The 13287-nt window shown below is 56.1% G+C and carries 8 protein-coding genes; 5 read left to right on the top strand and 3 right to left on the bottom strand.

Features of this window, described 5'->3' with window-relative positions:
• Nucleotides 1–808 precede the first annotated feature (808 nt).
• From ABLO27_RS12790 to ABLO27_RS12805, 4 genes are read left to right on the top strand one after another with little or no spacing between them, the layout of a single operon-like run.
• Complete coding sequence (locus ABLO27_RS12790) at nt 809–2236, top strand: ATP-binding protein (RefSeq protein ID WP_417714786.1); 1428 nt, start codon at nt 809–811, stop codon at nt 2234–2236.
• The gene (locus ABLO27_RS12795; RefSeq protein WP_353033298.1) at nt 2233–4989 is read left to right on the top strand and encodes a Z1 domain-containing protein; all 2757 of its coding nucleotides are present in this window, start codon (nt 2233–2235) and stop codon (nt 4987–4989) included. Before ABLO27_RS12790 ends, ABLO27_RS12795 begins: the two co-directional genes overlap by 4 nt.
• On the top strand, nt 4967–5944 hold the full coding sequence (locus ABLO27_RS12800) for a PD-(D/E)XK motif protein (RefSeq protein ID WP_353033299.1): 978 nt from the start codon (nt 4967–4969) through the stop codon (nt 5942–5944). The genes ABLO27_RS12795 and ABLO27_RS12800 overlap by 23 nt, the downstream gene beginning before the upstream one ends.
• Nucleotides 5931–8045 carry an AIPR family protein gene (locus ABLO27_RS12805; protein ID WP_353033300.1) on the top strand — a complete coding sequence of 705 codons (2115 nt, stop codon included), beginning with the start codon at nt 5931–5933 and terminating at the stop codon, nt 8043–8045. The genes ABLO27_RS12800 and ABLO27_RS12805 overlap by 14 nt, the downstream gene beginning before the upstream one ends.
• Before the next feature lie 21 nt (nt 8046–8066).
• Here the strand turns inward: ABLO27_RS12805 and ABLO27_RS12810 are convergent, their stop codons facing one another.
• The gene (locus ABLO27_RS12810; RefSeq protein ID WP_353033301.1) at nt 8067–9560 is read right to left on the bottom strand and encodes a DNA cytosine methyltransferase; all 1494 of its coding nucleotides are present in this window, start codon (nt 9558–9560) and stop codon (nt 8067–8069) included.
• Nucleotides 9561–9645: 85 nt separating this feature from the next.
• Here ABLO27_RS12810 and ABLO27_RS12815 point away from each other — a divergent pair, with 85 nt between their 5' ends.
• Nucleotides 9646–10113 (top strand): very short patch repair endonuclease, encoded by a 468-nt coding sequence (locus ABLO27_RS12815; protein WP_353033302.1) that lies wholly within the window; start codon nt 9646–9648, stop codon nt 10111–10113.
• A 357-nt stretch (nt 10114–10470) separates the two neighbouring features.
• Here ABLO27_RS12815 and ABLO27_RS12820 read toward each other — a convergent pair whose 3' ends face one another.
• Complete coding sequence (locus tag ABLO27_RS12820) at nt 10471–12723, bottom strand: AAA family ATPase (protein WP_353033303.1); 2253 nt, start codon at nt 12721–12723, stop codon at nt 10471–10473.
• Nucleotides 12720–13232, bottom strand: a complete 513-nt coding sequence (locus tag ABLO27_RS12825) for a hypothetical protein (protein WP_353033304.1) — start codon at nt 13230–13232, stop codon at nt 12720–12722. Before ABLO27_RS12825 ends, ABLO27_RS12820 begins: the two co-directional genes overlap by 4 nt.
• Nucleotides 13233–13287 lie beyond the last annotated feature (55 nt).

A 13287-nucleotide genomic window follows, 5' to 3' on the forward strand; every position in this document is an offset into this window, starting at 1 on the left:
GGCGAAAGCCAAACGTTTGCTAAGGGTGCGTATTTGTAGTGCCTCTCCTTTGAGATCTGACCTTCCAGCCCACGACAGGGGTCGTCTCCCTTGTCAGTGGTCTGAAAGGCGGAGCGCAAACATTCGCCATAAACGAGAAGCAATCAATCCAATCAATCGGAAATTTCATTGTAAATGTTTTTGTGGTAACTGCGATCGGTGGAATCGGCCTTGGCCCGAAGTCGAATCTTGGTGATCTTAGGCCGTGTGGACGAATTGGAGATGCATTTCGCCGGGAAATGCATGGTTCAAGAACAAGGAAATCCGGCGCAGGGGATGCTGGCGCATCCTCAAGGCGGATTCCCGACGGGATTGAGCGATGCAGGCCCGGCCTTTCGGGTGTGACACCAGCCGTCGATTTGGCGCGAAAATTCTTTTGCGCGTATCACCGATACGCTCTGCAAGTCTTTTCACTCCAACTCTTGACCGGTGTCATACGAAATACGTCTCCAATTCGCCCACACGGCCTAGGGTTGAGTATTCTTGAGCAAAGGGTCTCCAAGCTCTCGGCCGGGAAAAACGACAGCTGCCGGCGTCGATCTGAATAAGGATGTGCACAACATTGGGGGATTAGTACAAATACTTCTATGAGCATTGTCGGATCGCTTTAACTTATGAGCGGGCCGTGATCTCAATGTCTTTGCCTGCGGCTTGTTTGCAAGTTTAAAGAGCGCTGAATACAAGCGCTGCACGTGGAGGGTAAATGGTTTCCCGATCAAATAAACGGCAAGCTGATGCAACGCCGCACGCGTCTTCACTGATCGAAGGGATGCGAGATTTCGGGTACACCCTAGAGACCGCCATGGCCGATATCATCGACAACTCGGTGACAGCTCGAGCGTCTCGAGTGAATATCCTTGCGGAGACAGCAACTGACGAGCCATGGATCGCAATCGTCGACGATGGGTGCGGAATGACCGAGCCCGAACTGATTGAAGCGATGCGGCCCGGTTCAAAAAATCCTCTCCTAGAAAGAGAAGGGCGTGACCTTGGTCGTTTCGGCTTGGGTTTGAAGAGCGCCAGTTTTTCCCAGTGCCGACAGTTGACGGTAATTTCGCGGAAGTCTGGAGAGACTTGTGCCGCGACATGGGACCTCGACAATGTGGCGCAGACCAATGATTGGCGGGTCGATCTGGAGGATGATCTGTCTAAAATTCCAGCGGCTAATAGTTTGCCGGAAAACGGCACAATCGTTCTCTGGCGCAAGCTGGATCGTCTTTCTACGAACTTCCGCCACGATACAGGGAAAAGGTCCGCAGAGATCAACAAGGCTATATCGGGAGCCGAGCGACATCTGCGTCTTTGTTTTCACCGGTATATGGAAGGCAACAGACCCGCTCTCCGCATTCTTTTAAACGAAAGGAAGTTGTCCCCCATTGATCCCTTTGCGACAGACCACTTAGCTACCCAAGCTGATCCGGAGGAACGGCTCCCGCTCCTGAACGGAGAGGTCGTCACTCAGTGCTTCACCCTTCCTCATCACAAGAAGATGTCGAAGTCAGCATGGGAAGAACTGGGTGGCTCGGAAGGACACCTTCGGTCACAAGGTTTTTATATCTATCGCGAGCGGCGCCTGATCATCGCTGGCAGCTGGCTCGGATTGGCGCGACAGACCGAATTGACGAAACTCGCGCGGGTGCGCGTCGACATTCCAAACACCATGGACTCCGATTGGAAGATCGACGTCAGGAAGGCTTCCGCGCAAATGCCGCCCGTGGTTCGCGAAAGGCTGCGACGGATTGTCGAGCGGTTGCAGGGGACATCCAAGCGAACCTACCAACGGCGCGGCCGCAAGCTGGTGTCGGACGAAAACCTGCCGTTGTGGAACCGCATTCGGAAGGACGAAGGCATTGTCTATCGACCGAATGTCGAGCATCCCTCGATCACCGGTTACGTGCAGATCTTGCCTGAAGAACTCCGCCACGGCTTCCAGGCCTGTATCAACTTGCTCGGGACCGGACTGCCGATCGCGGCGCTTCACGCTGACATGCTTGGCGGCGCGGAACGAGTCACTTCGGATGAGACCGAATTCAGCGAACTCGCCGAGGCAGCAGAAACTGCGGTCCGGGCCCTCATAGCGGCAAGCATGACAGGAAATGACGTGGTGCGGACCCTGTGCTCAACGGAGCCCTTCATCCACCACAAAGACTCGATTCGGAAGCTGGTCGAAGACATCGAACATGGAGAACGCTCGTGACAGCGCAACTGAAACACCTCGATGATGTGGTATCTCAATCGCTGGCTCATCAACGTAAAACTGGGGCTGAACTTCGAGACTTCATCACTACAATGAACATGGCGCTGAACGTAAACGCAGCGCCTGATGCGCTTGAGCAGCTGGCACGGGACATTGAGGAACGATTCGGCATCACGATGGGACTTGGCGCCATGGTTGATGCCGAGAACTTCCGTCCTTGGCTGGACGAAGCTAAGGCGTCGATCCAGCCATTCTATTGGGACCGGTACAAGAAGCTGCTGCACAAGAATGGTCTGCCGCAGGACGTCATCACGACAACGGACGAGTTGACGGATCGAATTCTTGGCCGTCTTGGCAATCCGGGCCTTGCGGAGAAATGGGACCGGCGCGGAATGGTCGTCGGTCACGTGCAGAGCGGGAAAACTGCGAACTACACCGGTCTGATCTGCAAGGCTGCAGATGCGGGCTATCGCCTGATCGTAGTCATCGCTGGCATTCACAACAATCTACGGAACCAGACGCAGGAGCGAATCGACGAAGGTTTCATCGGTCGTGATACAGGACGGTTAGCCACCCAAGGCAAGAAGGGCAACCGCGCCATCGGTGTTGGCTTGTTCGACGACCGACAGGTTCCGGTCAGCCTCACCAACACTCTTTCGGACTTTCGCAAGGACACGGCGTCGACGAATACCAGCCAAATCGACTCATACAAGGTACCGGTCGTCTTGGTGATCAAGAAGAACCACAACACTTTGCGCAACCTTTTGGACTGGCTGCGGGAGAACAGCGCGCGGGGTGACGATCAGATGATCGACCAACCGATGCTGTTGATCGACGACGAGGCTGACAACGCTTCGATCAATACCAAGTATTCCAAAGAAGAAATCACGAAGATCAACGGGCAGATCCGCGATCTTCTGAACATGTTCCATCGCAGCTGCTACGTCGGTTACACCGCAACACCCTTCGCTAACATCTTTGTCGATCCTGACCAGTACGATGAAGCGTTGAAAGAAGACCTATTTCCCAAACATTTCATCGTGGGTCTTGATGCGCCCTCCAACTACTTCGGGGCGAAGAAGATCTTCATCGACGGCGTTCCAGATGACGGAGACCCGATCTGGCTTCGTTACATCTCCGACAACGAAGATGTCCTTCCAATGAAACACCGCATTAATCAGACTGTCGATGAGTTGCCCGAAAGCTTGAGGGAAGCTGTGCGAGCCTTTCTGATTGCACGTACGATTCGAAACTTGCGCGGACAGGCGGCGAAACATTGCTCGATGTTGGTGAATGCAAGCCGTTTCACGAGTGTTCAAGGATTGCTCCGGAACCGACTCCATCAATATGTCGAGGGCATTTTGGATTCTTTGCGGGTCAACGGAGCGCGCGACGCGGCCGCTATAAATGATGCGATGATTGCCGACCTGCACGACACTTGGGAAATGGAATACTCTGATGCAGAATCGGACTGGTCCAAGGTTCTTGCGGCCATGTTGGAAGCCGTAGCCGCCACCAAAGTCGTCGAAGTGAACAGCCGCGCCAACGGTCTCGATTACTCCGGGGATTCCAGCATCGGTCAGACCGTTATCGCAGTTGGCGGCTTTTCCTTGTCGCGAGGACTTACCCTTGAAGGACTAACCATCACTTGGTTCCTCCGCAATACCATGATGTACGACACTCTAATGCAGATGGGACGCTGGTTTGGCTACCGTGGTGGCTACGAGGATCTTTGCCGTATCTGGATGCCTTCCGAGGCAATCGACTGGTATGCCCATATCGCCGAAGCCAGCGAAGAACTACATCTCGAACTCAAAAGAATGGAAAAAGCGAAGGCGACACCGTCGGACTTCGGCTTGGCCGTGAGGAGTCACCCGGCATCGCTTCTTGTCACGGCACGAAACAAGATGGGGTCCGGTCAGAAACATGTCATGATCGGGCTTTCCAATGCGTGGGTCGAGACGGCGAAAATCACCGCAAAACCGAAAGAATTGGAGGCCAACGAAGCTGCAGCCAAGCGCCTCCTACAAGACCTGGCGGCTCGCGGTCTTGACCCTGATGCTGCGGAGAGGGTCAACGGTGGTCATTTGCTACTAGACGCCCCCGTCGAGCTGATCGACCAGTTCCTGCTCAGTTGGCGCAACCATGATCAGGCGTTTCTGACGCAGCCTGGCCCAGTACGCAGCTACATCCGCGACCGCCACGAGGATGAGCTGAAGTTCTGGGATGTGCTTGTGACAGACGTGAAGAGCGAAACCACTAGTTTCGATATTGCCAACTGGTCAGTTGGGCCGCAAATGCGGCGCATTGGCTACGCTGACCTTTCGGATCACTTGCTGTCCATGAGTGGTAAGCGCTCTCGCATCGCTTCGCGTGGTGTTGAGCGTATCGGTGTCGACGGAAAGAAGGCCCAACATGCCGAAGCGCAGTACCTTGCGCAGGAAAAACTCGATGGCACGGATGAGAGCAAACGCCCATCCTTCCCTGACAGGATCTACCGCCAAGTCCGCGACAAACCCTTGTTTGTCCTGCATGTCGTGCAAGTACGCCAGCCCGATCAAATGGAAATCGATCAACTTCGGGACAAGAGCGTCCTCGATCGTCTGCCTGAGCGCCCAGTGATCGGTTGGAGCATCAGTCTCCCACCGTCGAGCAAACCCAATGATCGGGTCGAATACATTATCAACACGCAAAAGTTCCGCGAAATCTACGGCACCGAAGAGGAAGACGATGGCGCCTATGAAGACGATTGAGGGTCCGTGGGCCAACCTTTCCGAAAACCAGGCACGCCGCGTCGATGGCAAGGGCCGTTTTGATTTCTTCTGGGTGCGGATGCCGGACAGCTCTCCGGGCCTGATTTTGCGACTGGCGGCAATTACCGAGGAAGTGCGCCCTCTGCCGAAACTAAAGCACGTCGGGATCTTTTATCGCGTCGTCGAAGGCAGCAACTGCTGGTGCATTGCTCTTTCGGAACCAAAGCACCTCGACTTGTTCGAAACACTCTGCCGGGACGTTGTTTCGGCAGGTGAACAAGCTGCCGATCTGCAGAGTGCTGTTAACCGGGCGGTCCGGCGAGCCATGCGCTGGCATCATCTGCTTCGAGGGGGAAAACAGGAGATGCGGCTTGAGGTCCAGCGCGGCCTCGTCGGAGAACTGGCTTTCCTTCGCGAACTCGTCAACGTTCTCGGCCCGGCAAAAGCTGTTGAAGCCTGGAAAGGGCCGTTCGGCACTGCAAAAGATTTTGAGTTGCCCGGATTTTACTTTGAGGTGAAGGCGCGCAGAAGCGCTGCTCATTCAAAGATAAGGATATCGTCCGAGGCACAGCTGATGGATATCGACGACGCTCGGCTATTCCTAAGAGTGCAGGATGTCGATACCTCGCTAGGCGCCACGGGTAACAACCTGAAGGATCATGTAGACAGAACCGCCACCCTTTTCGAGAACGATATGGCGGCGCTGAACGTCTGGGAGCAACGCCTCGCGGAAAGCCCCTACGACGAAGACGCGGTCCAGTTTGAGCGTGGTTGGCACTTGGGAGGAGTGCGCCTTTTCGAAGTGGTTGAGGGGTTTCCTAGAATTGTACCACCGCTGCCACCAGGCACCGAGGAACTGGCCTATTCAATACGTCTTGATGCGTGCGCCCAATTCGAAACAGGTTTTGATTTGAACGATTTGATAATGGGAGATGTGAGGAATGTCGGCGCTTGAGGAATTTCATCAGAGCCTGATCGCCGACGTCCAGGGGGACGCCGATGCGATGGGTTTTTACACGCAGGAAGCCTTCTTCGAAAAGGTTGGTGAAATCCTCACCGAGGCCGGAGAGATCGACGAATGTGACTATTGTCATTTTGAGGGCACCCGCTCCGTATTAAAGGATGGAAAACGGCGTAGAGTTACACTGCAGGTGTCCGGCTACGGCGGTGACCCTCGAGATACAGGTGGTGATCTCGCGCTGATCCTGTGTGATTTCCAGATCACGCCCGAAGTCAGAAAAACAGATGGAAAACATCTGAATGGGCAATTTTCAAAGTTGGTCGAGTTCCTCAGATTTGCGCGGCAAGAGGAGTTCCTTGATGACCTCGAGGAGACAAGCAACGCAGCGCAACTTTCGGACCTTATCCAACAGCGCTGGTCGGCGATCGAGAAATTCAAGCTTGTCTACATCACCAATTCCGACAACCGAGCCAAGGTTGATGCTCGGCCCGCGGGGCAAATCGACGGGAAGCCGGTAACCTACAGCGTTTGGGACTTGAAGCGTCTTCAGGCTTTCGTCGAGCAGGGACGTGCACGGGAAGATTTGACTATCGATTTCGTACAAGACTTTGGGGGCGGTGTTCCCGTACTCAAAGCATCGGGGGCGGAGACGGCGCTGGAGAGCTACATCGCAGTCATTCCGGGTAAGCAGCTGGCCGAAATCTATGACCGGTGGGGTGCTCGCTTACTCGAAGCCAACGTGCGCAGCTTCTTGCAGGCTCGTGGCAAAGTAAACAAGGGGATCAGAGAAACAATCACGAAGGAACCTCACATGTTCCTTGCGTATAATAACGGTCTCGCAGCAACCGCCGAGAAAGTCGAACTGGAACGGATTGGTGACGGCCTTGTCATTACGAGCGCAGACAACCTCCAGATTGTGAATGGCGGCCAGACCACCGCCTCCATCCACGCCGCACGCAAGCTGGCAGGAGAGGGTCTGAAAGACATATTTGTCCAAATGAAGCTGAACGTCGTGCCTCCGGTTCTAGCCGATACTGTGGTTCCACGGATTTCGGAGTTCGCCAATAGCCAGAACAAAGTCAATGCGGCAGACTTCTTTGCCAATCACCCTTTCCACATCCGCATCGAAGAACTGTCGCGGAAGATCTTGGCCCCGGCAGGGTCTGGTGGTTATCGCGAAACGAAATGGTTCTATGAACGCGCTAGGGGGCAATTCGCAGATCAGCGCAGCAAGTTGACCAAAACCCAACGGGACAAGTGGGATGCCGAATTCCCTAAGAGCCAATTCTTCACCAAGACGGATCTCGCGAAGTTCGAGAATTCATGGAACGGAAAGCCGGAAGTTGTGTCCAAGGGGGCTCAAAAGAACTTCGCCGAGTTCGCCAAGGTGATCGAAAAGATGTGGGGGCGGAATGGTGTGCGCATCAATGAAGTCTGGTTCCGGCACCTCGTCGCAAAGGCCATAATTTTCCGCGGGCTGGAAAAGCTTGTCTCAGCTCAGGAATGGTACGAGGGCGGCTACCGTGCCAACATTGTGACCTACGCCGTTGCAAAGCTGGTGCACGACGCAGAGGCAGCCGAGAAGGTAATCGATCTCGGGCGAGTTTGGCGAACGCAGTCTGTTCCGGCAGCCTTGGAAGAAGCGCTGCTCGTGGCAGCATCCGAGGCGCAGACGCTGATAACCACGCCGCCTGAAGGTGTTCGGAATATGAGCGAATGGGCGAAGAAGCAAGCCTGTTGGGAGCGCTTCCGAAAGTCCAAACTTGTATACCCCAAGGACTTCAAAGGCCTGCTAATTTCGATCGAAGATGCCAAATCAGAGGATAATGAGGTCAAGGATGATGCAGAGTTGACCAAGAGCGTCGAAGATCAGGCAAAGGTTTTCGAATTCGGTGCAAAGTTCTGGCAAGAAGCACGTGATTGGGGGCGGCTGCACAAGCTGCTATCACCTTCCGAGTACGGGGTGCTCGATACTTGCGCCAAGATCCCCAGCCGCATCCCGACCGAACGCCAGACTTCGGTCGCGCTCCAAGTTCTTTCAAAACTGGAGCAGAACGGTTTCGGTGCCCACGAAATAGCACAGGTCGCCAACTAACTGGCGGTCAGGAACAATCGATCAGGTCAACAACTGCCTGACGGCCTTGCCGATCTGGAAGGCGAGATACGGCGGAACCGCGTTACCTACTTGATGGTACTGCTTCGTGCGGGGGCCGCAGAACCAGTAGTTATCAGGGAAAGTTTGGAGTCGCGCAGCCTCTCGAACAGTCAGAGATCTGCACTGTTTCGGGTCAGGGTGAATGAAGTAGTGCCCGTCCTTGGAAATGTGGCTGGTGACAGTTGTCGATGGTCGATTGGCATACTGCGTCCTGAACCGGTCGGCAAAATCGCCGGAGCCCCGGTTTTTATGCGCCGGTTGGAGAAACTCGGGGAACTCCATCAGCTTTGGTGCACGGCCGAATTTGTGAGTGAATGCCGCCGAGAACATGTAACGGCCGAGATCGTCAGGAATATGCCCGCGCGTCTCATGCTGCAGGGTCGAGTGCAGCCGCTCGTCCGAGAACCATTCTTGCAGGTGTCTCGAGCCAAATAATGTTTCGCTTTTACTGCTAACGGCACGAAGATGCGGAAGGTCGTTTGCGATAACGATTGATCGTGCCAGAGCACGTACGTCTTCAGCGACTTCATGAGCTTCTGCAATGGCAGATGCCTGCGCCCGGACAACGTGCTGCCAATCTCCCGTTGTATCCTTGCGGCTTAGGCCACTACGCAACTGACACATCCCTCCTATGACCTCTCCGACAGTCACCTGGGGCTGTCTGCCCCCAAGGACTGGACCATCAAGAACCAGGTTTCTGGCAAGGTCATTCCGAATACCGAGGATGATGACCCGGTGGCGAGCCTGGGGAATGCCATGATCCTCGGCTTTGATCAGGAAATCGCGGGCATCTACGCGGCCACCGTCCGAAGCAGTTGGCTGGGCAAGCGGCAGCAGACGATATCCGTCACCTGCCGCTTCGAGATCGTCGAGAACCCTGCTGAAGATGCCACCGCCGTCCACTTTGCTCGAAAGCATGCCCTTGACGTTTTCCATTACGAAAGCAGCTGGGTTTAGCCGATCTAGTATTCGCACGTACTCTCGGTACAGGTAGTGTCTCGCATCCTTTTCGGGAACGTAATCCGCCTTCCCTTTGTTGCGAGATCTACCGGCGAGGGAATATGCCTGACAAGGCGGTCCACCGATCAGGATCGTGTTGCCGGAATGCTTGTCTTTGGCACGATCAAGCTCCTTTGCCAGTTCATTGAAGACACCTTCATCACCCAGCACACGTTGACGGACTTCCTGCTCGGCAAGCTTCCAGTTGGTCGGGTAGAGTTCTGCCCAGTCTGGAAACGCCTTCCCTTCATTCAGCGCATCATAATATTCCTGCGGAAACTCGTCGAACGACCGTAGGAATGCCCGAAGACGTAGGGTCTGGACAGCGTGATGGTCCATCTCGACAGACAAATGGATCTTCATCGGGGCACCATCACGACGTCCGGCGCTCGAAAATCCTTCACCTAACCCGCCCGGACCGGCAAATAGGTCAATGATGGCAAATTCCTGAGGCATGTAGTCCCTTTCTTATCGGCATCTCTACCAGGTATGGCGGAATAATCCAGGTGAAAAATGCGCGCGAGATATATACATTCCGGGAATGGCCGATTTAGTGGATCAGAAGACGAGATCGCGGATGATGTCCGGGATCAAAAGCACGAACACGAAGCCGGAGATCCAATTGCGGAAAGCACTGCATGCGCTTGGATACCGCTTTCGAATTCATGATCGCCGCCTCCCAGGAACCCCGGACATCGTGCTCCCAAAATGGCGCGTTGCAATTCAGGTTCATGGCTGCTTCTGGCACCGTCACCCCGGCTGTCCAAAAGCCACGACTCCAGCAAACAATGCGGAATTCTGGCAGGCTAAATTCGATGCCAACGTGAAACGGGATGCTGCCGCTGCCGAAAAGGTTTTGCTCCAAGGCTGGCGTCTACTCGTCGTTTGGGAATGCGCGGCTCGGGAGTTCTCCGATGGTCATACACTGGATGAGGTTGTGAGGTTCATTGAGGAGGGAGCTGCATCTCCTGTGCGCTTTGCTGAAATCGGTTCGAAACTAGACGGCTAGCCGTGTCTCATCTCATCCCCCAAATGTCTCAATAGGCTCTAGATATAGATGGTAGACGTCCCAATGGACACAAGACCATCCTATTGAGACACTACAAATAGATCTGCTAGACGCTCCGCTGGCGTATACTCAACTAAACCACAAAGAGCATTCACACTGATGAGGTCCGCTATCGAGAACCCCGGGGAAGTGCCTGAACGTCCGTATTGAGGTTTCGTAGCTGTCATTTGATTGAACTGCAGCGAAGGTCGGCCTCGAGTGCGGATTGACCTCCTGTTGTTCATTGATCCAATGGAGGACATGCACGACGGCAGACGCGCGCTGCAATTCAAACACTACACCGGGTATGTGTCTTGCCTAATGCAGAAAACCTCGCCGAAGTCTCGCTGCGCTTCCCCCACTGATCCGGCTAAGGATCACCAAGACCTCCTCTTCTTTCAGCTCACCGCGATGCTCCAGTGCAACGGCAATCCTGTAAAGGAGCCGCATCTGCGTCGACAGCATTCCTCGAACGAGACCCGCAATCTCCTCAAGCCTCAGCCTTACTTTCTTCTGCAGAACATGATCGGTCGCGAGCCGTGCTTCGATGTGCTCAGGTGGTTCTTTCCAGAGCAACGAGCTGCCGAGGCCGAAGGAGGTTTCCTGCATCGCCGCCAGGACGCTGGCGCGTGCCAGGTCGCTCTCGCGCGGACCGCCTGCTGCCGTTGAGGCCATGCCGGTGAGGAGTTCCTCGGCGACGCGACCGGCGAGCAGGATGGCGAGATGCTTGTCGATATCGGCCTCTGTCGGAATGGCGGAAAAGCCCATGTCGACAAAGGCGTGCGGCCCGATTTCCGGCGAAAGAAGCGACATGTGGAAGACCCGAAGACCGAAGAGATGGGCCACGAGCGCGTGACCTGCCTCATGGACTGCCATCTGCCATCTTTCCTCCGGGGCATAGTGCGGTACCCTACTCAGAATTTCATCCTGTAGATGGCTTTTCGAAAGACGCTCTCCTGCCCGCCGAGCCCGTGCCCTGACTGCACGAACGAGAGCCTCCACATCGGCGCCGCTTGAGCCGCTCAGGAACCGGGCGATCGGACCGAGCTCGATGTCCTTCAGATCACCCTTGAGGTACTGCCGGAGAATATCCGCCAGGTCTTCCTCGTCGGGTAATGGGATCTCGATGATCCTTTCCAGCCGGCCAGGCCGAAGGAGCGCCTTGTCCAGAGCATCGGCCTTGTTGGTGGCGCCGACGACAATCACGCCCTCGCGACCTTCAAGACCGTCGAGCTGCTCGAGCAGCCCATTGATGGCCATTCTCACGTAGTCCGAATTTATGCTCTGCATATTGTTCCGACTGCCGACGGCGTCGATCTCGTCGATGAAGAGAAGCGAAGGCGCCTTCCGCCGGGCTTCATCGAAATCACGCCGCATGGTTCGCAGGTAATCGCCGAGATGACCGCAGGCCTGCCAGGCGGAGGCGGAGGTGGCGATGAGATGCAGATCGCAGCTATGCGCGAGGCTCGCGGCGAACTTCGTCTTGCCGACACCCGGAGGCCCGGTGAGAACAAGCCCCCGGTCGAGCTCCTCCCAGCCGATGTCTCCCTTGCGATAGGCAGCAAGGTCGAGTGCCAGGTCGAGCCCCCATGTGCGGGCTTCGCCATAACCGATGAGATCCTCCAGCGGGATCGGACCTTTTCCAGTCGCTGGCGCGCGGGACGTGAGCAATCGGCGCAACCTGGCACGGGTACGGGCCGGTCCTTCCTGCTCCCGCATGGCGGTGCCGATCTCGATGACGGATTTGGAGCGCAGGACATCCGGGTTGATCGCATCTGCAAGGCGTAGTTCCCGGTCGTGCAAGGCGCGAAAGGTCCGCTCCAGGTCCTCGACAGTCAGTGTTCCCAGGGACAGAACCACGTCGCAGGTCGCGCGTGCCTCCCCGGACAGCTCCTCAATGTCCTCCGCAATGATACAGACCGCGTAGCGCTCGTGCAGGTAAAGGGCGAGCCAGGAAAACGCGCTGCCGTCCTCGTCGATGTCTTTGGCCCTGAGGTCGCCTGGACCTGTGCTCTTGAAGATAGCAACGCCCGGTCCACTACGCCTGTAATTCGAGCGAAGATAGGCGTGATTGCTCGCCTTCCAGCCTTGAGGGACAAAACAGAATTTGATAATCGACTCCACGCTTTCCTGCCACGATTTAGGCGCTTCAAAGGCGACGACCCGGGCCGGAAGCAAAAGGCGTGTCGCCTTGCCCGCATCCGCGTCGACAATGGTCCGAGCGACCGCCGCTGTGATCATGGTGAGCACAGGGGGAAGAAGAAGCGCCTCGCGATCGAGAATCGACGCCGTAACATTCGCGTCCTCGTCGTCCGCCGGATCCATCTCGATCTGGTCTTCCAAGCCATCGGGGAATTCGATCTCGACCCTGGTGATCCGGTTGGAATAGTGCCCGGCCTTGTCGGCCTCGGCATTGACGCGCCGTTGCAGGCGACGGGCCAAGCGGGCAAAGACCTTGTCGATGCGCATCTTCCGCCGTGCCTCGGGTGTCTTGCGGGCAAGGCGCGCCTTTACGAGATCGGTCTCAGGGGTCACGGCAACCGGCTCGACGGTCTCAGAAACGCAGGTCATCGGCACACCTCCCGGCAGATTGCCTTATCCGAGAGAACCGCAACACTCCGCCGGGCCTGCTGCAGCAACGCTTCGGCCCTTGGTATCGCGCTCGGACCGGGGAGTGGCTCGGGACAATCATCGGACACAGGTAAGCAGAGGTTGGTGATGGACTCGGGGGCACATTCGACTAGACGCTCCCTGGTGCAATCGATCGCCACCAGCAGGGCGGAGGCCAGTAGGTCGAGGGAAGTGTTGTCCCCTTGAGAAGTCCGGCCGGATCGCATGTGGTCCTTGAGAGCTTGGCAGCAGGCCGTCAGGTCTCCGGTATCCGGAATGCTTTTGGCCGTTACTGCGCGGGCGGCATTGAGGCAGACGGCAATGAGATCGATCTCGCTTGCCTTGAGCTGCCCGTCGCGCCGCCACCAGGCAAGCGGGCGTGTGGCCTGGAGGCGATCGGGGAGCTCGGAAGAAAGGAATGCGGTGACAGCATCAGAGCTGTCCAGATGATGAGGAACAAGATGAGACAAGACACAGGTCTCCTGTTGACCCGTCGGTGAACCTACGGGCGGCATTGTAAAATCG

Origin of the sequence: Roseibium sp. SCP15, assembly GCF_040329435.1 — a bacterium.
Lineage (GTDB): Bacteria > Pseudomonadota > Alphaproteobacteria > Rhizobiales > Stappiaceae > Roseibium.

Bases quoted from the DNA above. Each gene is read 5' to 3' on its own strand.
- ABLO27_RS12820 (WP_353033303.1), bottom strand. From the start codon at position 12,723: ATGACCTGCGTTTCTGAGACCGTCGAGCCGGTTGCCGTGACCCCTGAG.
- ABLO27_RS12810 (WP_353033301.1), bottom strand. From the start codon at position 9,560: ATGCCTCAGGAATTTGCCATCATTGACCTATTTGCCGGTCCGGGCGGG.
- ABLO27_RS12790 (WP_417714786.1), top strand. From the start codon at position 809: ATGCGAGATTTCGGGTACACCCTAGAGACCGCCATGGCCGATATCATC.
- ABLO27_RS12800 (WP_353033299.1), top strand. From the start codon at position 4,967: ATGGCGCCTATGAAGACGATTGAGGGTCCGTGGGCCAACCTTTCCGAA.
- ABLO27_RS12805 (WP_353033300.1), top strand. From the start codon at position 5,931: ATGTCGGCGCTTGAGGAATTTCATCAGAGCCTGATCGCCGACGTCCAG.
- ABLO27_RS12815 (WP_353033302.1), top strand. From the start codon at position 9,646: ATGGCCGATTTAGTGGATCAGAAGACGAGATCGCGGATGATGTCCGGG.